Origin of the sequence: Desulfovibrio desulfuricans DSM 642, assembly GCF_000420465.1 — a bacterium.
Lineage (GTDB): Bacteria > Desulfobacterota > Desulfovibrionia > Desulfovibrionales > Desulfovibrionaceae > Desulfovibrio > Desulfovibrio desulfuricans.
In genome coordinates this window covers 193,564-212,412 of the sequence record NZ_ATUZ01000011.1, presented here as the reverse complement: position 1 = coordinate 212,412, position 18,849 = coordinate 193,564, and the positions used below count along the sequence as shown (strand labels likewise).

Annotated in this window: 17 protein-coding genes; 11 read left to right on the top strand and 6 right to left on the bottom strand. The window is 58.1% G+C overall.

Features of this window, described 5'->3' with window-relative positions:
• Positions 1–57 precede the first annotated feature (57 nt).
• The 3 genes from G449_RS0102535 to G449_RS0102525 all read left to right on the top strand — a co-directional run bounded on the left by G449_RS0102535 (position 58) and on the right by G449_RS0102525 (position 2,934).
• Positions 58–369, top strand: coding sequence for a YbaB/EbfC family nucleoid-associated protein (locus G449_RS0102535; protein WP_022657735.1), 312 nt, complete (start codon positions 58–60; stop codon positions 367–369).
• A 4-nt stretch (positions 370–373) separates the two neighbouring features.
• Positions 374–985, top strand: a complete 612-nt coding sequence (recR, locus tag G449_RS0102530) for a recombination mediator RecR (protein WP_022657734.1) — start codon at positions 374–376, stop codon at positions 983–985.
• A 353-nt stretch (positions 986–1,338) separates the two neighbouring features.
• Entirely contained in the window at positions 1,339–2,934 is a 1,596-nt protein-coding gene (locus G449_RS0102525; protein WP_022657733.1) for a methyl-accepting chemotaxis protein, read from the top strand.
• 131 nt (positions 2,935–3,065) lie between these two features.
• Here G449_RS0102525 and G449_RS0102520 read toward each other — a convergent pair whose 3' ends face one another.
• A complete protein-coding gene (locus tag G449_RS0102520; protein ID WP_022657732.1) occupies positions 3,066–3,899 on the bottom strand; it encodes a split-Soret cytochrome c in 834 nt (277 codons plus the stop codon).
• A 285-nt stretch (positions 3,900–4,184) separates the two neighbouring features.
• Between G449_RS0102520 and dnaK the strand changes: the two genes are divergently transcribed.
• The 4 genes from dnaK to gatA all read left to right on the top strand — a co-directional run bounded on the left by dnaK (position 4,185) and on the right by gatA (position 9,560).
• Entirely contained in the window at positions 4,185–6,101 is a 1,917-nt protein-coding gene (gene dnaK, locus G449_RS0102515) for a molecular chaperone DnaK (protein WP_022657731.1), read from the top strand.
• Between the two features lie 141 nt (positions 6,102–6,242).
• Positions 6,243–7,637: a type 1 periplasmic-binding domain-containing protein gene (locus G449_RS15660; RefSeq protein ID WP_022657730.1), complete on the top strand. Its 1,395-nt coding sequence runs from the start codon at positions 6,243–6,245 to the stop codon at positions 7,635–7,637.
• Positions 7,638–7,672: 35 nt separating this feature from the next.
• Positions 7,673–7,969 (top strand): Asp-tRNA(Asn)/Glu-tRNA(Gln) amidotransferase subunit GatC, encoded by a 297-nt coding sequence (gene gatC, locus G449_RS0102505; protein WP_022657729.1) that lies wholly within the window; start codon positions 7,673–7,675, stop codon positions 7,967–7,969.
• Positions 7,970–8,099: 130 nt separating this feature from the next.
• The gene (gene gatA, locus G449_RS0102500) at positions 8,100–9,560 is read left to right on the top strand and encodes an Asp-tRNA(Asn)/Glu-tRNA(Gln) amidotransferase subunit GatA (protein WP_027180643.1); all 1,461 of its coding nucleotides are present in this window, start codon (positions 8,100–8,102) and stop codon (positions 9,558–9,560) included.
• An 864-nt stretch (positions 9,561–10,424) separates the two neighbouring features.
• Here the strand turns inward: gatA and G449_RS0102490 are convergent.
• The 4 genes from G449_RS0102490 to G449_RS15655 form a co-directional block, all read right to left on the bottom strand.
• Positions 10,425–11,195 (bottom strand): 4Fe-4S binding protein, encoded by a 771-nt coding sequence (locus G449_RS0102490; protein ID WP_022657726.1) that lies wholly within the window; start codon positions 11,193–11,195, stop codon positions 10,425–10,427.
• On the bottom strand, positions 11,185–12,039 hold the full coding sequence (locus tag G449_RS0102485) for a substrate-binding domain-containing protein (protein WP_022657725.1): 855 nt from the start codon (positions 12,037–12,039) through the stop codon (positions 11,185–11,187). The genes G449_RS0102490 and G449_RS0102485 overlap by 11 nt, the downstream gene beginning before the upstream one ends.
• A 486-nt stretch (positions 12,040–12,525) precedes the next feature.
• Complete coding sequence (locus G449_RS0102475) at positions 12,526–13,425, bottom strand: M23 family metallopeptidase (RefSeq protein WP_022657723.1); 900 nt, start codon at positions 13,423–13,425, stop codon at positions 12,526–12,528.
• A gap of 35 nt (positions 13,426–13,460) precedes the next feature.
• Positions 13,461–14,264 (bottom strand): tRNA lysidine(34) synthetase, encoded by an 804-nt coding sequence (locus tag G449_RS15655; RefSeq protein WP_022657722.1) that lies wholly within the window; start codon positions 14,262–14,264, stop codon positions 13,461–13,463.
• 258 nt (positions 14,265–14,522) lie between these two features.
• On the opposite strand from G449_RS15655, the gene rpoZ reads away from it, so the two are divergent.
• The 4 genes from rpoZ to G449_RS0102450 all read left to right on the top strand — a co-directional run bounded on the left by rpoZ (position 14,523) and on the right by G449_RS0102450 (position 18,035).
• Positions 14,523–14,759, top strand: coding sequence for a DNA-directed RNA polymerase subunit omega (gene rpoZ / locus G449_RS0102465; protein WP_022657721.1), 237 nt, complete (start codon positions 14,523–14,525; stop codon positions 14,757–14,759).
• A gap of 106 nt (positions 14,760–14,865) precedes the next feature.
• Positions 14,866–15,972 carry a molecular chaperone DnaJ gene (gene dnaJ, locus G449_RS0102460; protein ID WP_022657720.1) on the top strand — a complete coding sequence of 369 codons (1,107 nt, stop codon included), beginning with the start codon at positions 14,866–14,868 and terminating at the stop codon, positions 15,970–15,972.
• Between the two features lie 326 nt (positions 15,973–16,298).
• The gene (locus tag G449_RS0102455) at positions 16,299–17,675 is read left to right on the top strand and encodes an ammonium transporter (protein WP_022657719.1); all 1,377 of its coding nucleotides are present in this window, start codon (positions 16,299–16,301) and stop codon (positions 17,673–17,675) included.
• A 33-nt stretch (positions 17,676–17,708) separates the two neighbouring features.
• Complete coding sequence (locus G449_RS0102450; protein ID WP_022657718.1) at positions 17,709–18,035, top strand: P-II family nitrogen regulator; 327 nt, start codon at positions 17,709–17,711, stop codon at positions 18,033–18,035.
• A 137-nt stretch (positions 18,036–18,172) separates the two neighbouring features.
• Here G449_RS0102450 and G449_RS0102445 read toward each other — a convergent pair whose 3' ends face one another.
• A complete protein-coding gene (locus G449_RS0102445) occupies positions 18,173–18,502 on the bottom strand; it encodes a YnfA family protein (protein WP_022657717.1) in 330 nt (109 codons plus the stop codon).
• Positions 18,503–18,849: the final 347 nt, after the last annotated feature.

The window sequence follows — 18,849 nt, the reverse complement described above, 5'->3', positions numbered from 1 at the left end:
TCCGCCCGGCCCACGCCGCCGGAACCGGAAGCATGCAACAGACGCAAGGAGAAACACATGCGGAACATGAACGACATTCTGCGCCAGGCGCAGGTTATGCAGAGCAAGATCGCCAAGCTTCAGCAGGAACTGGGCGAGCACAGCTACGAAGCCAGCAGCGGCGGCGGCATGGTCAAGGCCGAAGTCTCCGGCAAGCAGGAGCTGCGCAAGCTGATCATTGACCCCAAGGCCCTTGAAGGCAACGATGTTGAAATGCTCCAGGATCTTATTCTGGCTGCTGTTAATGAAGCCGGTCGCATCGCCCGCGAAACCATGGAGCGCGAAATGAGCTCCATCTCCGGCGGCATCAAGCTGCCCGGTCTTTTCTAGAGCCATGCACGATCGGATTCCCGAACCGCTCAAGGCCCTGGTAGAGCAGCTTTCGCGTCTGCCGGGCCTTGGCCCCAAATCCGCCATGCGGGCCGCCATGGCCCTGCTCAAATGGCCGGAAGCCGAAACACGGCGTCTTGGGCGCGGCATCCACGACCTGCGCGACAATCTGCACCTCTGCTCGCGCTGCGGCGGGCTTTCTTCCACTGACCCCTGCGCGGTCTGTTCCGATACGGAGCGCGCCCGCGATACGCTCTGCCTTGTCACGGAATGGGACAGCATGCTCACACTGGACGAAGGCGGCTTTTATCACGGCCAGTATTTGATTCTGGGCGGCCTGCTTGCCCCCCTTGAACGCATGGATTCCGACAGCCTCGACATGGACAGGCTGGTGAAGCGTCTGGGCGAAGGCGAGGTGCATGAGCTTATTCTTGCTCTGGGTGCGACGCTTGAGGCAGAAAATACAGCTTCCTTCATTCGGCAGATGGTGCGCAGGCAGTTCCCTGCCGTGCGCGTTTCGCGTCTTGCACAGGGTATCCCCCTTGGGGCCGAAGTAAAATTCATGGACAAAGAAACCTTGCGACAATCCCTGCAATTCCGGCAGGATCTCTCCTGACATCCGCATATCCAACTCAGCGACTCGTCTTTTTTTTCACTCCGCTATAAATCTTTCGATGATTCTGCCGTAAGAAGGGCAACACGGAGATTGTCTGCGTTGCCCTGCAATGCGCTTGTGATTTGTGCACATTTGCACAATCTCCTTGTTTTTCTGCCTCCCGGCATATACTATTGAATACATAATATATGCTATATGTTTTGCCAAAGACATATGCATCGTAAAAACTTTCAGAAATCTCAGTGGGATGGTTTCTGTTTGCGCGTTGCATTGCTTTGCACTGGCCAACTGACAGCGCCCGGGCCAAATGGCGTTTGCCAGCAAATCAAAGGCGCAGGATGAGGTCCCATTCCATGAACATGACTTTGGCTTATCGCATTATTTTTGTTTTTGTTGCGGGTCTCGTACTGGCCTGTATGGCCATGCTCATCGGGTTTACCATGGTTCTGGGCGATGCCCTGTCCGGCGCTGCCACCCTGAAAGCCCTGCTGATTGGCGGCGGCCTTACACTCCTGCTAGCCGTTGCCGGCTCCTTATTTATCTGCAACCGGCTCTGCCCCATCCGCAAAATTGTGCTCTACGCCAAGGCCATTGCCGCTGGCGATGAAAAAGCAAAGCTGGACATAGACCGTTCCGACTGTCTGGGGCACATGGCCACGGCCCTGCAAGAAATGGTAGCCAAGCTCGAAGGCCAGGCTCACTGGTACGAGAGCATACTCAATACCCTACCCCTCTCCATTTCGGTAACAGATAACGACATGGTCTGGACCTTCTGCAACAAGGTCGCGCTTGAGAGCATGAATAAATCCTGTCAGGGCGATGTGGTGGGCAAACATTGCTCGGAAAAGCAGGGCAACATCTGCAACACGCCGCAGTGCGGCATTGAACAACTGCGCCTGGGCAACAAGCAGGTCATCAATGAGATGCCCAATGGCAAAACCATGCAGATCATGCTCGACTTTTTGCAGGACCGGCGCGGCAACGTGGTGGGCCATGTGGAAATTGGCGAGGACATCACCGCACGTATTGCCCTTGAGAAGAAGGCCGAACAAGCCGCGCACAAGGCCCGCATGGAGACTGTGAACCAGCTTGAGGGCGTTGTGGAAACATTGCAGCATGCCGCCAACACTCTCGACAAATCACTCAACGATGTGCGCGACAAGTCCGGCACGGTGGCCGACCGCATGGCCGAAACCGCCACTGCCATGGACGAGATGAACTCCACCGTGCTTGAAGTGGCCCACAATGCAGATGGCGCTGCCGATGCGGCCAATTCCGTACAGGGACACGCCCAGGAAGGCGCGGACATTGTGCTGCGCACCATCAAGAATATGCAGGAAGTGCAAGGCAAGGCCTCTGGTCTCAAGGGCGAGATGAGCACGCTGGACAAACAGGCAAGGGACATTGGCGCAGTGCTGACGCTTATCCGCGACATTGCCGACCAGACCAACCTGCTTGCCCTTAACGCCGCCATTGAAGCCGCCCGCGCTGGCGATGCAGGCCGCGGCTTTGCCGTGGTGGCGGACGAGGTGCGCAAACTGGCCGAAAAAACCATGAGCGCCACCAGCGAGGTGGAAAAAGCCATTGCCGCCATTCAGGAAGGCACCAGCAAAAGCGCCACCACGGTGGATACCACCGTCAATTCCATTGAAGAGGTGAGCCACATGGCGCAGGAATCGGGGCACTCGCTTGACCTTATCTCAAATCTTGCTGGCGATTCCAGCAGCCGGGTTTCCGCCATTGCCGCGGCAGCCACCCAGCAGTCGGCAGCTTCGGAAGAAATCAACCGCAATATTGCCGAGGTCAACACGCTGAGCGCCCGCATTGCAGAGGCCACCAATGCCGCCGCCGGTCAGGTACGCGACCTTGCCGCTCAGGTCAACATTGTGACTGGCATCCTTGACGACATCCGCAAAAGCGACGCCAGCCAGAGTAAACCCAATATATAAGGATGCGCTGCCTCATGGCGGCACAAGCAACAAACAGCGCCGAAACCCAGGTTTCGGCGCTGTTTCATTTTATGCTTGATGCCTGCCCCGCAAGGTTATCAGGCACAGCTGTCAGGTGTTAGACAAAAAGGCTAGGGATGATCCTTGAACTTGTTCATTGTTCCCTTTGCGCCGCTATGGCAGGGGGTGCAATCCATGGTTCCCTTGGCCCAGTTGGCCTCATTTCCCTTGGTTTGATGACATTCGCCGCAATATGACACTGACTTCTGCAAAGGGAATATCCCTTTGTAATCTTTGCCAGCATCAATTTTGGCGTTGAGAATTTCTGCAGTTTTTGCAGCCACATCAGCCGTCAGCCTGCCGCAACGCTCGCTGCGTTGCTTGCTTTCGGCTTCAATTTTATTGACGTAACACCACTTGGAAACAGAGATGTGACACAGAACCGAATCCGATTCACTCTGCGGCAGGCTCCCCTTGAAACCCAGTGCCTTTTCACCGGGATCAAACACGGGGAGCTTTGCGGTTTCGTACCAGCGGAACAGATCATTGGCCATCGGCCGCACTTCCTTTCTGCCCCAGAACAGGGAAAAGGTTGATACGCCGCCATAAAGAGCCCCGCAAATTGTGCCCCAATCCGAAATGCCGCCCTTGTTGGCCTCGAGCATTGCAAAGGGAAACTGGTTGTACGGCGCGCCGTATTTTTCTGCCATTAGGCCAATGATGGCATAAAACGCGCCATAACCACAGCCGTAGTCTTTGTGCCAGTAGCCAAGGTAGGCCACTTCTGCGCACTCCTTGGGATCAAGCTTGTGCGGTTTCCAGCCATGATCTCCACCGACCTGCTCAAAACGGCCACCCGGCTGCGTCTGCCCCGCAGCAAGGCTGTTGCCGACGACAGACGTCATCCCGCCCGCAAGCACAAGCCCGCCCAGCCCTGTCAATAGTGTTCTTCTGCCAAATTCCATAGGTCTCCTCCTGATGTTATTTGACATACCAGAGAAAGGGTATGTGAAAAAAAACGCCATAGCTCTTTTAACCCTCCCGTCAATGAGGGCGCAGGGCACAAAAGGAATTTTTTGTTTTTTTTCCACAACAAGACTAGACGATACCGGAGAAGGACTTACATATTGTTCGCGCCCAACCAATGGCGCTGATTTTCCCGCGCTCGCCGCCGTTTGCGCACTCCCTGAGGCCCCTCGGAGGTGGTAGCGCGAAGCGTACAGAGAAGTTTTCCTGAGGAGGATTCAGATATGTCCAAGATCATAGGCATCGACCTGGGTACCACTAACTCCTGCGTCTACGTCATGGAGGGCAAGGACCCCAAGTGCATCACCAATCCCGAAGGTGGCCGTACCACTCCTTCCGTGGTCGCCTTTACAGATAAGGAACGTCTGGTGGGCGATATTGCCAAGCGCCAGGCTGTTACCAACCCCAAGCGCACGGTTTTCGCCATCAAGCGCCTCATGGGCCGTAAATTTGAAAGCCCCGAAGTTGGCCGCTGGAAAGAGCATTCGCCCTACGCCATCGTCAAGGCCGCCAATGAAGATGCAGGCGTGGAAGTTGATGGTCGCACCTACAGCGCGCCTGAAGTTTCGGCCATGATTCTGGCCAAACTGAAGGCCGATGCGGAAGCCTACCTTGGCGAAACCGTTACAGAAGCGGTCATCACCGTGCCCGCCTACTTTAACGATGCCCAGCGCCAGGCCACCAAGGACGCAGGGCGCATCGCCGGTCTTGACGTCAAGCGTATCATCAACGAGCCCACTGCGGCCTCGCTGGCGTACGGAGCTGACAAAAAGGCCAACGAAAAGATCGCCGTGTTCGACCTCGGCGGCGGCACCTTTGATATTTCCATCCTTGAAGTTGGCGACAACGTCGTGGAAGTGCGCGCCACCAATGGCGACACCTTCCTCGGCGGCGAAGACTTTGACCAGCGCGTCATCAACTTCCTGGTGGAAGAGTTCAAGCGCGAAAACGGCATTGACCTTGCCAAGGACAGCATGGCCCTCCAGCGCCTGAAAGAAGCCGCTGAAAAGGCCAAGAAAGACCTTTCCACCTCCATGGAGGCCGAGGTCAATCTGCCCTTTATCACTGCCGACCAGAACGGCCCCAAGCACATGCTCATCAAGATTGGCCGCGCCAAGCTTGAATCGCTGGTCAGCGACCTTGTTGACCGCACCATTGAGCCCTGCAAAAAGGCCCTGGCCGATGCTGGCATGAGCGCCTCGCAGATTGACGAAGTCATTCTTGTGGGCGGCATGACCCGTATGCCTCTGGTGCAGAGCGTGGTGGGCAAGTTCTTTGGCAAGGAACCCAACCGCTCCGTGAACCCGGACGAAGTTGTGGCCATGGGCGCTGCCATTCAGGGCGGCATCCTCACCGGCGACGTCAAGGACGTGCTGCTGCTCGACGTGACCCCGCTTTCCCTTGGTATTGAAACCATGGGCGGCGTGTTCACCAAGCTGATCGACCGCAACACCACCATCCCGACGCGTAAAAGCCAGGTGTTCACCACGGCGTCCGACAACCAGCCCTCGGTGTCCATCCACGTGCTTCAGGGCGAGCGCCCCATGGCGCCCGACAACATGACCCTGGCCCGTTTTGACCTGGCTGGCATTCCCCCGGCGCCCCGTGGCGTGCCGCAGATCGAGGTGTCTTTTGACATCGACGCCAACGGCATCGTGAACGTGTCCGCCAAGGATATGGGCACTGGCAAGGAACAGTCCATCAAGATCACGGCTTCTTCCGGCCTGTCGGAAGACGACATCCAGCGTCTGGTGCGCGAGGCTGAAACCCACGCCACGGACGACAAGAAGAAGCAGGAACTGATTGAAGCGCGCAACCACGCCGACAGCCTGATCTATGGCACGGAGAAATCCCTGACCGATCTTGGCGACAAGGCCGATGCCGCGCTCAAGAGCGATATTGACGGCAAAATCGCCGCCCTGCGCAAGCTTATGGAAGGCGAAGACGCCGCAGCCATCAAGGCTGCCACCGACGACCTCGCCAAGACCTCGCACAAGCTTGCCGAACAGCTCTATCAGCAGCAGGCCCAGCAGACTGGCGGCCAGCCCGGCGCAGAGGCCGGAGCCGCAGGCGCAGGCCAGCAGCATGGCAATGCTGGCGAGGATGTTGTGGACGCAGACTACACTGAAGTGAAGAAATAAGGGCAAGGGCAGCTCGGCGGCACACGCCCCGAACTTGCAACCACGCCTACCCTGTACTAAAAAGGTCTGGTTCCCTGAACCAGACCTTTTTTTGCGGCCCGCGTACGATGGGCCTGCCGGTACTACAACCAGGATACCGTCATGAATTTTTGCCGCTCTTTCGCCGCGCTGGCCCGCAACGTTTCGCTGCTGGCGCTTCTTGGCTGTCTTGCCGCGTGTCAGATGCCCTTTGGCCTTGGTCAAAGAGCGCCCCAGCCCAAACCCCAACCGGTTGCCCCCGCGGCCGTTACCGGCCCCTGCGTGGTGCTGGCCCTGCCGTCTTCCGGCACGTATGCCCCCATTGCGAGCAAGGTGCGCCACGGCGCGCAGATGGCCCAGAGCGAGCTTGCCGCCAGCGGCGTCAAGATGCGCCTTGAAACGGTCAATACCGAAGCCGCCGACTGGTTGCAGCGCCTGGACGCTCTGCCCCCGGCCTGCGCTGTTGTGGGCGGCCCCCTGCAGGCGCGCAACTACGCTCAGGCCCGCGGGCACGGTCAGCTCGAAAAAAGAGCCTTCTTCACCTTTGTGCCTTCGCTTGAGCAGGGCGATGAAGGAGCGCGCGCATGGCGCTTTTTCCCCAGCCCGCAAGACCAGATCGACACGCTCATCAACTTTGCCAGCACTGGCCTGAACATCCGCACCTACGGAGCCTTCTATCCAACCGATGCCTACGGTGTGCGTATGACCGGCCTCATGGAACAGAGCCTTGCCAGCCACAACATGCTGCTGCAAAAGGCCTCGTATAACCCTGCCGACTCCACCTCGTGGAGCAATGCAGTGGCTCCGCTCATCAATGCCCAGACGCCGCAGGGCAGCAAAACCCCTGTGCCACAGACCTCCTTTGAAGCCCTGTTCCTGCCGGATTCGTGGAAGAGCATGGAAATGCTGACCACAAGCCTGCTCTATAACGGCGAGGACCGGCTGGTGCTTCTGGGAACCACGCTTTGGGAGCAAAGCCTCTCCGGCAAAACGGTTGCCAATGCCGACAAGTTCGCTCTGGCGGTCTTTCCCGGTGCATGGAACCAGCCGCAGGCCCCCCGTACCCTTCAGGCACCCGGCACGGACTTCTGGAACGCCTTGGGCTACGACTTTGTGCGCTTTGCCGTGTCCATGGGGCTTGATTCGCGCCTGACAACGCCGCAGGTTACGGCCCGCGCGCAGCGCGCCTCCAAGATGATCTGGGGCATGGCCCCCATTTCGTGGGACAACGCGGGCGTTGCCCACCAAAAGCTCTTCTTGTTCGGCGTTTCGCCCACTGGCATGACACCCGTGGATGTGGAAACCTTCCAGCAAACCCGCGCTCGCGTATTGCAGCAGGCGGCTCTGCGCATGCAGGGCCTGCCGCCCGTGGACGCCACCGGCGCACCCCTTGCGGCTCCTGCCGCAGGCGCAGAAGCCGCCCCGGCAGTACAGACTGGTCAGACGCCGCCGTCCGCGCCTATCATGAGCAACACGCCGCGCCCCTCGTATAAACTCAGCCTGCCCGCTGCGCGCTGATCGCGCCCGCAGGCATTGCCTTTAAAGGACTACACATGGCAGACAACAAAACCATCAGTCTGGAAGAAGTGGCCCACATGGCTACACTTTCCCGGTTGAGCGTCAGCGAGGAAGAACAGACCCTGTTTGCCCGCCAGATGGGCGATATTCTGGCCTATATGGACGTGCTCGCGCGCGTGGACACCAAGGATGTGGAGCCGCTGTACAGCCCGGCCCAGCATCCTGGCCCCCTGCGGGACGACGTGTCGGCCCGGCGGCGTGAACGCAGCGACGTGCTCGCCAACGCGCCCGAGGCCGATGGCGAATATTTCATCGTGCCCCGCATCGTATAGAGCAGTTTCAGAGTACTAGTGCTCTGACCCGGCCAGTGCAACAGCCCGGCGCAGTCACCCGCGCCGGAGCCCCCGCACACAAACGCACAGCATTGCGCAAACCGCAGTGCAGAACATATTTGAGAACGCCATGACCGAAATTTGTTCCCTCTCGCTCACACAAGCGGCTCAGGCCCTGCAAAAAAAGGAACTGAGCGCAGTTGACGCCGTTACGGCCTGCCTTGCGCGCATGGACGCCACAGAACCGCGCATAGCGGCCATGCTGACCGTGGACAGGGAAGGGGCGCTTGCCGCTGCCGCCGCCCTGGACAAGGAAGGCCCCAATCCGGCCAAGCCCCTGTGGGGTGTGCCGGTAACGGTCAAGGACGCCCTCTCCACCAAGGGGCTGCGCACAACTGCCGGTTCGCGCATTCTCGAAAATTACACTCCCTTTTATGACGCCTTTGCCGTGCAGCAACTGCGCGAGGCCGGGGCCGTTATTCTGGGCAAGAACAACATGGACGAGTTCGCCATGGGTTCCACCACGGAAAACTCCTCCTACCAGACCACCCGCAACCCGCGCGATGTAAACCGCGTTCCCGGCGGCTCCAGCGGCGGCTCGGCCGCTTCCGTCACTGCCGGGCAATGCTTTGCTTCTCTGGGTACGGATACCGGCGGCTCCATCCGTCAGCCCGCCTCCCTGTGCGGCTGCGTGGGCCTCAAGCCCACCTACGGCCGCGTGTCGCGCTACGGCGTCATCGCCTACGGCTCGTCACTGGATCAGGTTGGCCCGCTGACCCGCAGCGTGGAAGACTGCGCCCGCGTGCTCGGCGTTATCGCAGGGCATGACCAGCGTGACGGCACCTGCGCCCCGCGCCCGGTGGACGACTATGTGGCCGCACTGAACAGCAAGCCCCTCAAGGGCACACGGCTGGGCATACCCAAGGAATTTTTTGGTGAAGGTCTGGCCCCTGAAGTGCGCGCCGTATGCCAGAACGCCATGAGCATTGCTCAGGCCCAGGGTGCGGAACTGGTGGAAGTGAGCCTGCCGCATACCGATGCGGCCATCGCCACCTACTATATCATCGCCATGGCCGAGGCCAGTTCCAACCTGGCCCGCTTTGACGGCGTTCGCTATGGCCGCCGCGCTGCGGATATAAAGAATCTTGAAGACCTGTACGTGCGCTCGCGCACCGAGGGCTTCGGGCAGGAAGTCAAGCGCCGCATCATGCTGGGAGCCTATGTGCTTTCCTCCGGCTATTACGATGCGTATTACCGCAAGGCCGCGCAGGTGCGCCGCCTCATCCGCGATGAATACCTCGCAGCCCTTGATAAATGCGACGCCCTGTGGGCTCCGGTTTCGCCCGTTCCTGCGTGGAATGTGGGCAGTCTGACCGCCGATCCGCTCCAGATGTACCTCATGGATGCCTACACTCTTTCGCTCAATCTGGCGGGTTTGCCGGGGCTTTCCATGCCCGTGGGTGTTGGCGCCGAGAGCGGGTTGCCCGTGGGCATGCAGCTGTTTGGCAAGGCCTTTGCCGAGGGCGAGTTGCTTTCTCTTGGGCATGCCCTGGAGCAGGTATTGCCGGGGGTTGGAACGGCGAAGTTGTAGATTTGGGTTGCAGTTTCTTTCTGAATAAAGCAGGGGGCAGGCCGAGAGGCTTGCTCCCTTTTTGTTGGTTTTGAGTGCGGCGCGCGGTGCGATTTGGCCTGCACAACGAAAGTGATTGGTTTCTTCTGCCCTGCGGGCACGGCGTTTCGCCCTCCGGCGAAGTTGGGACGCCTACGCGGCGCGCGGCAAGGCGGGGCCGGTTATGGGGCTACGCCCCCTTCTCGGCCCCCCTTGCATCCCCCCCGAAGCACCCCTAAGAAGGGTTTTCCCAACTCCTTGGCGTGGCGAGGGCAACGCGGCTATAGCTGCGGGAGCTTCCTTCCCTCGCTGCGCTCGCTCAGGTGATCTCCCTCCGCGCCGCGTTAATGCCAGAGTCCGCTTTCACTTTGAATGTGAATCCATTTCAGCCAACTACCATTGGTTTAGCTGCTCGTTTCGGGAATAGCTTCGTACTCTTTTCCCGTAGCTTCTGGGTTTTCAGTCACCACAAAACCAGAACTAATCATGATATCAAGCGAAAACATGCTCCATATCACCAAGTTACTTATAACTGTGCCAACTACCGCTTAGCCATGACCAGACCTTGACATTGCGAGTCAGGGAAGTATGTCCTCCATCAGAAGCAGGTCGTGGAGTCGCCTTCCTTAAACTCGCCGGAGCGAACGCGGAGGCGATGGCTGGTGTTGAGTGAATTTGCAAAATGCGCATTTTTCTGGACTGACAAGGAAAAATCCTGTTTTTGAGCGCAGCGTACTCATGTACGTGAGCATCAAAAACAGGATTTTAACGCAGTCAGGCCAAAAAAGTCGGGTTTGCGTAAATACGCTTGACAGGCTCACCCAAACCCCAATCAAAAATTCTTCTCTACTTTCGGCCCTTCACACCAAAACGGATGCAATCCGTGGGGCAACTCCCCGCGCAATCGCCGCAATTGGTGCAATTCTCCTCGCCCGGCCTCGTCCGCATAACGCAAACCCGCCTGCACTTGTCGCAATCATTGCACTGCTCCGTTCTATAAAAACGGAACGGAGCAAACTTGCGCGCAACCTCCAGCGCCGCGCCAAAAGGGCAGACAAACCGGCACCAGCACATCAGCACAACCAGCCCCAACGCCAGCCCGCCCAAGGTGACAAGCAGACGCAAATCCCACATGGGGAAAGCATGCTTCCACGTAAGCCATGCAGAAGGCCAAAATTCCCCCACACGGATGGGCACGTCCACGCGCGGCTGCCCCAGAACAAACCAGGCTGTCAGCCCCGCCGCCAGCACCAGATATCGCGCCCAGCGAAAATTCGCCACGCCCGCAGGGTTGGGGCCAAAACGAAAAGGATTGAGCGCAAGCGCCCGGCTCACAAGCTGCCCAGGGCACAGCCAGCCGCAAAAAGCCTTGCCAAACAGGACCGCCACCGCCAGCCATATGCCCCAGAATCCCCAGAACATGCGTGCGGCCTGACCGGGACAGGTAATGACCGGGCAATTCTGGCAACTCACAAAGGGCACAACAAAGGGGCAGCGAAACACGCCAAACAAGGCCCACTCGCCCAAAAACAGCGTGGAGGCAAACAGTACCGCGCGGTTACACCACTGGAGCGCCCTCAAGCGCAGGCAGGGGCGGGCGACAATTTCATGCAACATCCTTTACCCCCAGCTTTTCCACAAGTTCCATGCCCTTGGGCGAAATGGCAGGGATGAAGCCCGCAGTTTCAAAAAAAGCCTGCCCCTGCGCACTGGTAATCCAGTCCATATAGGCTGAGGCCTTTGCCGGATCAGTCGCGTTTGCCATCATGCCCACGGTAAAGGTCAACGGCCCGGCGGGGAAAAACCGTTCGGGAATTTCCACCAGATCCAGCCGATCGGCAAAACGCGCCATGCGGGTGATGCGCCGCTCCACAATCATGGCATCAGCCTTGCCATCGGCAACGCTTTCCACAGAACGCTGCACACAGCTGCCCTGTTCGGGCACGTTGGCAAGCACCTTGGGGGTTATGTCCGCAGCCTTGAGAATGCCCATAACCGCCTGCCCGCCGGGGGCAGAGGCATCCCGCGCCATGGAAACCCGCACGCCGGGACGGGTCAGGTCTTCAATATCGTTGATTTTTGCGGGATTGCCCTTGGGGACTGCAATGACGTAGCTGGTAAAACACAAAGGCCTAAAATTGAGCATCTTGCCAGCCTTGCGCAGATTCTGGGCCAGAGCCAGGACACGCCCGGCAAAGACCTCCGTCTGCCCGCCGCCAGTCAGCAGGGATTTGCCCAAGGCCGCGGCAAAGGCCCCGGTGTAGATAATCTTGACGCCCGATTGCTGCTGATAGGCCTCATGCGCAGGCATCATGGCCTCGGCAAGCCCGCCGCACGACCACACCTGCACGGTGCCGCCCTCCGCCGCATTGGCGGTTTGCGGCGTCAGCATGGCAGCGCCCGCTGCCCCCAGCGCCAGCGATTTGAGAAAATCACGCCGTCCTTTTCCGGTAGTTTCCATATGCCTCTCCACAAAGAATAGTGATCTCGCAAAAGCGCAAAGCGCGCCATCAAACGCTCAAAAATAAAAAACGGTTCCGCATTCTGGATGCGAAACCTGGATTGTGAGGGGGAGCGCCTGAGCTTAATTGATCGGGAGAGGGGGAATCAGCGGAAAGCCCGACCAGCGGCACGTAGCGAGACAACCTGCCCCACAGAGTCCGCACGTCAGGTCATGCCCGCGCCCATGACTGCAAACATGCCGACAGTCAACATCGGCAGCCGCAAAAATGCCGCGAAAATTTCAGACAGATTACGGCAAAAAACGCCGCGCACGCCAGCACGCCGGGGCATGTGGTGCGCGAAGCTAGAAGGCCTGCCAGAAATTTTGTGCTGCTTGCGCATGGTGCCGCATTTTCCCCATTGCTTGCGCCCGCCAACGCAAACCGTTTATGGATGTGCGCGCCGAAACGATGCTGCAAAAACGAACAATCGGAAATGGTCGGGCCTACTCCAGAATATAGCGCATGGGGTCAACCGGCACACCGTTAAGGCGCACTTCGTAGTGCAGGTGCGGCCCGGTGGTGCGGCCACTCATGCCCACATAGCCCACGATTTCGCCGCGCTTGACCCACTGCCCTTCCTGCACGGCGCAACGCTGCATGTGCCCGTATTTGGTGACAATACCGCTGCCATGGTTGATTTCAACACTGAAGCCATACGCGCCATCGCGCCCCGAGAGCGTCACCATACCCTGAGCTGGAGCCATGATGGGCGTGCCTATGCGGTTGGTGATGTCCAGGCCCTTGTGGAACTGCCCCCGCCCGCCAAAGGGTGCCGAGCGCCAGCCAAAACTGGAAGAAACAAAACCCACCACAGGCCAGATGGTCGGCATGGAAGAAAGGGCATCGCGGTTTTCACGCAGGGCCAGCAGCAAGTCCTGCTGGCGCACTTCTTCAAGCCGCACGGATTCAGAGAGTCGGGTAAGGAACTCGAGCATCTTGCGGGCGGCAAGTTCCTGTCGGTGCAAGGGCAGATATGTACGCGAAAAATCCCCCGGCCTGTCGCCGATGGAACCGGCCTCCGTGGGATCTTTCTCCATATTCATCATGATGCGCAGCTTGGAGTCAAAGCTCTGCACCCGCTCCAGATCACGCCCCACAACTGAGATGCGCTCAACCAGATTCACAAGCTGGCGGCGCTGTTCTTCAATGGTTTTGTCTGCATTTCGCAGGTCGTCGCCCAGATGCCGGGTTTCAAGCCAACTGCGCAGCAGCCAGACATTGCAGGCCACAAGGGCCAGCACCAGCACGCAGGCAATAAAGCCAAACCAGCCGCGCATACGCAGGTTGCGGCTGCCGCTACGACCTTCAGTGAAGATGACTATGTGATATTTGCCGAACAGCATTGGGCTAACACTCTAGAGCCGGGATACGGCCCGTGTCAATCCGCAACGCCGTCACGCTCGTCCGCGTCCGGCAGGGACTGCTCATCGCCCAAGGCCTCAGCCGCACTGTTCTTTTCGAGCTGCCAGCGGGTCAGACCATTAAAAATGCACCGGCGCGAATCTTTGGATACCCTATACAGGTGTTCCAGCGTTTCCCCCATTGAGCTGCGGGCGGTATTACCCGCCGAGGGGCAGGCATTGGCCCAGATGGGCAGCTCCCACTGCTTGGCGGCCTTGAGGATAAACTTTTTCTCCACAAGCAGCAGCGGGCGTATCAATTGCAGCCCGCCTCCAAAAAAGGACTCATTCATGCTCATGCCGTCCACGCGCCCATTGCGGCTCAGATTCATGAAGAACGTCTGCACCAGGTCGTCCGCATTGTGCCCAAGCGCGAGGTGGGTCACGCCATACTGGGCGCACAGCTCAAACAGGCGCTTGCGCCGCAGCCACGAGCAGCGGAAACAGGCCGACCTGCGCAGATTTTTTTCTGAATGCGCGTCCGGGCCGTAGGTTGTCATTTCAATGTGGCCGGGTATGCCCCGCTTGGCCAGCCAGGGCAAAAGAGCCGCGTGGCTCTGCTCGTCAAAGCCGGGGTTGAGGTGGATAGCCATGATTTCAAAGTGAAAAGGTACGATTCCTTGACGAATTTTAAGGCTTTGCAGCAGCACAAAGCTGTCCACGCCGCCAGAAACGGCAACAGCCACCCTGCATCCAGGCCACAGCATGCCTGTTTTCTGCATGGCCTTGCCCGCGCTTTTAACACAGGTTTCCTGCGCGAATGATCTTTTTTCTCTGCTCATAATTTTCCCGTAAACGTGTTGCCGACAAACCCGTCAAATTTCTGTATGTCTGTTGTTCCGCTCTGGCTGCCGCTTCAGCAGCCCTATTGACAGCACAGCGGACGACATATATCAATTCTTATTTCAGCAGGGGAATCCTGCGCCAAGGCGTTTGCACACGCCCGGCCTTTACAAATGGTCGGGCGGTATTATTTATCAACCGGGGTGCCCGTGGCGGCCCGGAATGCGGCGTTTCAGCCGCGCACTTACGGAGGCAGCATGGCCCGAATTACCGTGGAAGATTGTCAGCAGCGCGTGGACAACCGTTTTCTGCTGGTGCAGATGGCTATCAAGCGTGTGCATCAGTACCGCGAAGGCTATGAACCGCTGGTAGAATCTCGCAACAAAGAGGCCGTAACCGCCCTGCGCGAAATTGCCGCTGGAAAGGTTCTGCCTGATGACGACAGCCTTTACAACCCCCTGCCCGGCCATAACGCGGCCGCCGCAGAGGAATAGCCCTTTGGGGACAAATTGTCCGCGCGGCGGCTTCCCCAGGGGAGCCGCCGCGTTTATGTACAACCTTTAGCACAGGCGCACAAGCCGCACAGTGACCGGAACTACGATGGAGCTCGATTACTACGAAGTGCTGGGCGTAAGCCGCAGCGCCGAAGATGACGAAATAAAACGGGCCTACCGTAAGCTGGCCTTGAAGTATCACCCGGACCACAACCCCGACAATGCCGAGGCCGAACAAAAGTTCAAGGAAGCCGCCGAAGCGTATGACGTGCTGCGCGACCCTGAAAAACGCGCGCGCTATGATCGTTTTGGGCGCGCTGGCGTTCAGGGCGGCACGGGTGGTTTTGGCAGCAACGATGATATTTTTGCGCATTTCAGCGATATCTTCGGCGATCTTTTTGGCTTTTCTACCGCTGCGCGCGGCCCCAGGCCCATGGCCGGGGCTGATTTGCGCTACAACCTGACCATCTCCTTTGCCCAGGCCGCCAAGGGCGACGAAATCAGCATCTCCCTGCCCAAGCACGTTACCTGCTCCGAATGCAATGGCAGCGGCGCGGCCCCCGGCAGCAAGGCGGAAACATGCCGCCAGTGCGGCGGCAGCGGTCAGGTGCGCCGCTCGCAAGGATTTTTCCAGATATCCATGCCCTGCCCCTCCTGTCAGGGTACGGGACGCGTCATCACCAAACCCTGCCCCAAGTGCAAGGGCGAGGGCATCACCACAGACACCCGCGAACTTGTGGTGCGTGTGCCTGCCGGTGTGGACAGCGGCACCCGCCTGCGCGTTCGCGGCGAAGGTGAACCCGGTGTCCACGGCGGCCCGGCTGGTGATCTCTATGTTGTGCTCACCGTTGAGCAGGACAAGCGCTGGCAGCGTCAGGGACAAGACCTTATTTACGCCCTCGAGATCAGCTTTGTGCAGGCGGCCCTGGGCCATCGGGCGGAAGTTCCCGGCCTTGACGGCAATCTGCCGCTGGAAATCCCCAAGGGTATTCAGAGCGGCACCCTGCTGCGCGTTTCCGGAGAGGGCATGCCCTACCCCGGACGCCGCTCGCGCGGCGATCTGCTGGTAGAGGTGAAAGTGCTTACGCCCACCCGCCTTTCTGCCAAGCAGGAAGAACTGCTGCGCGAATTTGAGGCAGCGGCGGAAAAAAGCCCGCTGGAAAAGGTCAAAAAGGCCGCAAAAAAAATCAGCAAGGCCATGGGCATCGACTAAACGTTCCACTCAGTAGCATGAGCGTAAAAAAGCCGGGTTTAACACCCGGCTTTTTGCGTTTTCAGCCATGGAGGCACCAATAAGGCTTCCAGTTGCTTTTTTTTGCTGACGGGAGCCTGTCAGGCACCTATGAGTACAAGTCAAACACACAAACATTGATACATATTTAACCTGAAAACTTCCGCATGATACATTTTTGTACCAATAGAGTTTCAATTAAAAAATAACTAGCTGAAATTAAACATATTTTTATTAAAATTCCCTGGCACGCTCCCTGCAATCTTCTTATGCAAACAAGCCATACTTATTTCTTCGGGAGGATTGCTATGAAGGGTTCGCGCGACATTGGGCGGCTATTGGCGCTTTGCAGCATGGCCGGACTGTGCTTCATGCTGCCGGAATCGGCGCATGCAGCTGAGGAAGCAGCGGTCGAGTACATGCCTCAGGCGTATGGAAATACCCTGTGGACACTGCTGGGGGGCATTCTGGTCATGTTCATGCAGGCTGGCTTTGCGCTGGTCGAATGCGGACTCACCAGAGCCAAGAATGCTGGCAACATCATTATGAAGAATGTGCTGGACTTTGCCATGGGGGCGCCGCTGTTTTTTGCGGTAGGTTTTGGGCTCATGTTTGGCAGCTCCAGCGGCGGCCTGATCGGCAGTTCTCTGTTTTTTCTTGGCAGTGGCGATGCATCAACCCCTGACGGCATGTGGAATCTGACATTCTGGTTCTTTCAGGCCATGTTTTGCGCCACTTCTGCCACAATTGTATCCGGTTCCATTGCGGAACGCACAAAATTCAGCTCGTATCTGTTGTGCAGCGCCCTTGTATCGGCGGTTATCTATCCCATCAGCGGGCACTGGGCCTGGAATTCCCTGTTGAGCGGCAATGCCGGGGGCTGGCTGGGCAATATGGGTTTTATTGATTTTGCAGGTTCTTCTGTTGTTCACTCTGTGGGCGGCTGGATCGCCCTTGCCGGAGCCATCGTGGTTGGCCCGCGCCTTGGTAAGTACGACAAAAATGGAGTGGCCCGCGCCATACCCGGCCACAACCTGCCGATGGCAGCCACGGGCGTGTTCATTTTGTGGTTCGCTTGGTTTGGTTTCAACTGCGGCTCCACCACTATTGCTGACGGCACCATTGGCTATATCGCGGTAAATACCTGCCTTGCGGCCTGCACCGGCACACTGGGCGCCATGTTTACCATCTGGGCCAAAACAGGCAAGCCTGATCCTTCCATGACGCTTAACGGCTGCCTTGGCGGACTTGTGGCCATCACGGCAGGCTGCTTTGAGGTGTCCCCCGTTGGTTCGCTTATCATAGGCTTTCTGGCTGGCATCCTCGTGGTTTGCTCTGTGCTGTTTATCGACCAGAAGCTCAAGATTGACGATCCTGTCGGCGCTGTGTCCGTACACGGTGTGTGCGGTGCGTTCGGCACGCTCATGGTCGGTTTGTTTGCCGCGCCCGGCTACGGCACAACAACGGGCCTGCTTTATGGCGGTGACGTGAGCGTGCTCCTGGTGCAGGCCCTTGGCGTCGCGGTATTCTTCGCCTGGGCTTTTGGCATGGGATTCATCATGTTCAAGCTCATTTCGGTTGTCTTCGGTATGCGCGTCAGCCCCGAAGAAGAGATGAAAGGACTTGATATCACCGAACATAAGGCCGACGCCTATAGCGGCTTCCAGATTTTTTCCAACGAATAGCTCTAGCAAGCCCGCAAGCGGAGGATACCTATCATGAAGCTGATTATCGCATATACCCGCCCTGAAAGCCTCCAGCAGGTAAAACAGGAGCTGTATCAACGTAATATCTACGCCATGTCCATCACCAACATTCTTGGTGCAGGGCGGCAGAAAGGTTATGTAGAGATGTACCGAGGCATTGCTACCGAGGTAAATTTGCTCAAAAAAATTCGACTGGAGCTTGCTGTTCCTGATGAAACAGTAAAAACGGCAATTGAAGCCATTATGACCGGAGCCCGCACTGGCAAAGAAGGTGATGGCGTGGTTTTTGTTCTTGATGTTGCTGAAAATTACCGCATCAGGACAGGAGAAAGCATGTAGGCGTGCATGCGGACACATGGGGGCATCTTCCTGGTTGGAAGGTGCCTCCATGCTTCCAAAACAAAACTGCCGCCACAAATGCAAAAAGCCGGGTTTTACACCCGGCTTTTTGCATTTGTGGCGGCTAGCCCGATCCTCTAAGCAGCGGTTCCCCAGCCGGAAACAATAATGCCCATACCCACCAGAGCCACCGCACCGCCCAAGATATCTGTGCTGGCCAGCGGTACACCGTCTACCATGCGCAGCCACAAAAGGGCTGTAACCACATATACGCAGCCATAGGCGGCGTATACTCTGCCACTGGCTGCGGGGTGCAGGGTCAGCAACCATGCAAACACCGCAAGGCTCAGGCAGGCGGGCACCAGCAGCCAGGCAGAACCGCCTTTGCGCAGCCACAACCAGGGAAGGTAGCACCCCGTTATCTCCGCCAGAGCCGTTGCCACAAAAAGCGCGAACGTCTTGATCATCAGTGTACTATCCCTGTAGTGGTCGCGCAGCGGAATGCACCGCAGTGCGATTTTGAACACTTCGTTTAATACCAATATTCCGGCAGTCACCGTACATCTGGCAAGTACCTTCTGCAACGCAAAATAGCAAATACCTGCGACCGATGTTTGCACAACACACAACAGTCAGGGCTGCCCCGCACGCTCATGCAAGGCTGGGGCTTTTGGGGAGAAGGGGATAACCTTGTTTTTTGCGAAAAGAAAATATTTTGGCCCGGCGGCATCTGTGGTATGCCGCCGGGCCAACATTGTCCTGTTTACCGCTCCGCCAGGCGAGGAGAAAACGGCACGGACGCAGAGGCAGGCAA

What these genes read in the sequence shown, in the direction of transcription:
- G449_RS0102535 (WP_022657735.1), top strand. Translation starts at nt 58, where the DNA reads ATGCGGAACATGAACGACATTCTGCGCCAGGCGCAGGTTATGCAGAGC.
- recR (WP_022657734.1), top strand. Translation starts at nt 374, where the DNA reads ATGCACGATCGGATTCCCGAACCGCTCAAGGCCCTGGTAGAGCAGCTT.
- G449_RS0102525 (WP_022657733.1), top strand. Translation starts at nt 1,339, where the DNA reads ATGAACATGACTTTGGCTTATCGCATTATTTTTGTTTTTGTTGCGGGT.
- G449_RS0102520 (WP_022657732.1), bottom strand. Translation starts at nt 3,899, where the DNA reads ATGGAATTTGGCAGAAGAACACTATTGACAGGGCTGGGCGGGCTTGTG.
- dnaK (WP_022657731.1), top strand. Translation starts at nt 4,185, where the DNA reads ATGTCCAAGATCATAGGCATCGACCTGGGTACCACTAACTCCTGCGTC.
- G449_RS15660 (WP_022657730.1), top strand. Translation starts at nt 6,243, where the DNA reads ATGAATTTTTGCCGCTCTTTCGCCGCGCTGGCCCGCAACGTTTCGCTG.
- gatC (WP_022657729.1), top strand. Translation starts at nt 7,673, where the DNA reads ATGGCAGACAACAAAACCATCAGTCTGGAAGAAGTGGCCCACATGGCT.
- gatA (WP_027180643.1), top strand. Translation starts at nt 8,100, where the DNA reads ATGACCGAAATTTGTTCCCTCTCGCTCACACAAGCGGCTCAGGCCCTG.
- G449_RS0102490 (WP_022657726.1), bottom strand. Translation starts at nt 11,195, where the DNA reads ATGTTGCATGAAATTGTCGCCCGCCCCTGCCTGCGCTTGAGGGCGCTC.
- G449_RS0102485 (WP_022657725.1), bottom strand. Translation starts at nt 12,039, where the DNA reads ATGGAAACTACCGGAAAAGGACGGCGTGATTTTCTCAAATCGCTGGCG.
- G449_RS0102475 (WP_022657723.1), bottom strand. Translation starts at nt 13,425, where the DNA reads ATGCTGTTCGGCAAATATCACATAGTCATCTTCACTGAAGGTCGTAGC.
- G449_RS15655 (WP_022657722.1), bottom strand. Translation starts at nt 14,264, where the DNA reads ATGAGCAGAGAAAAAAGATCATTCGCGCAGGAAACCTGTGTTAAAAGC.
- rpoZ (WP_022657721.1), top strand. Translation starts at nt 14,523, where the DNA reads ATGGCCCGAATTACCGTGGAAGATTGTCAGCAGCGCGTGGACAACCGT.
- dnaJ (WP_022657720.1), top strand. Translation starts at nt 14,866, where the DNA reads ATGGAGCTCGATTACTACGAAGTGCTGGGCGTAAGCCGCAGCGCCGAA.
- G449_RS0102455 (WP_022657719.1), top strand. Translation starts at nt 16,299, where the DNA reads ATGAAGGGTTCGCGCGACATTGGGCGGCTATTGGCGCTTTGCAGCATG.
- G449_RS0102450 (WP_022657718.1), top strand. Translation starts at nt 17,709, where the DNA reads ATGAAGCTGATTATCGCATATACCCGCCCTGAAAGCCTCCAGCAGGTA.
- G449_RS0102445 (WP_022657717.1), bottom strand. Translation starts at nt 18,502, where the DNA reads ATGATCAAGACGTTCGCGCTTTTTGTGGCAACGGCTCTGGCGGAGATA.